The 1,165-nt window shown below is 69.9% G+C and carries 1 pseudogene; it reads right to left on the minus strand.

The window, feature by feature from the left end:
* A pseudogene (locus D180_RS13890) lies at positions 1 to 1,165 on the minus strand (hypothetical protein); the annotation flags it as partial.

The raw sequence follows: 1,165 nt of genomic DNA on the forward strand, positions 1-1,165 counted from the left end.
GCGTGCGATCTCCTTCATCGCCGAGACGGTGGCGCGGACCGCCTCGCCGCTTTCGGCGGCCTCGCGCGAGGCCTTGGCGGCCATGCCGTCGGTGATCTTGGCGTTCTCCGCGTTCTGCGCGATGGAGCCGGTCATCTGCTCCAGCGAGGCGCTGGTCTCCTCCACGCCGGCGGCCTGTTCGCTGGCCGCCTGGCTCAGCGACTGCGCGGTGGAGGACAGTTCCTCGGCGGCGCTGGCCAGGGTGACGGCGTTGCCGTTGACCTCGTTGACGATGCTGGTGAGCTTGTCGATGGTGGCGTTGACGTAGCGCTGCATGTCGGCGAAGGCGCCTTCGTAGTGACCCTGCACCTGGCGGCTGAGGTCGCCCTCGGCCATCGCGCCCATCACCTTGATCACGTCGCCGACACTGCGCAGATTGCCGCGGGTCTGTTCGATGATCTCGTTGATGAAGGCCTTCTTGCCCGGCAACTGCGGCATCGGCGCGTCGAAATTGCCGCGGCCGAACTCGGCGACCACGCCCATCGCCTGCTTCTTGACCGCGATGTGGCTGCCGACCATGCGGTTGATGCCGTCGGCCATGCTGCGGAAGTCGCCCTGGAAGTGCGCGCTGTCGATGCTGGCGTCGATCTCGCCGGCCTCGTGCTCCTCGGCGACGCGGCGCATTTCGGCGATCAGGCCGAGCATGTTGCGCCGCACCTGCTCGATGGTGTCGTTGATGTAGGCCTTCTTGTCCGGGAACGCGGCCAGCGGCGCGGCGAAGTTGCCGCGGCCGAACTCGCCCACGCAATCGATCGCCTGCTTGCAGACGCCGATATGAGCGCCGACCAGTTGGTTGATGTCGCCGGCCACGGCCCGATAGGCGCCGCTGGACTGCGCGGCATCCAGCATCACGTCGCAGTCGCCGGCGGCGTGCGCGCGGGTCATGTGCGCGACGTCGGCCTGCAACTGCCGCAGCGGCCGCTGCGCGGCGAGCAGGGCCTGGCCGATCTCGCTGCCGCCGGCGGTCGCGTCCACGCGCTCCAGTTCGCCCTGCGCCAGCGCCTGCAGACCGGTGCGGGCCAGGTCCAGTTCGCGCTGCGCGGCAGCGGACGTTTGCTGCGCCGAACGCACGCTGCCGCCCAGCACCAGGCCAGCGACCAGCGTGGCCACGGCGACCGCAGCCCAG

Origin of the sequence: Xanthomonas sp. SHU 166, assembly GCF_000364685.1 — a bacterium.
Classification (GTDB): Bacteria; Pseudomonadota; Gammaproteobacteria; order Xanthomonadales; family Xanthomonadaceae; genus Xanthomonas_A; species Xanthomonas_A sontii.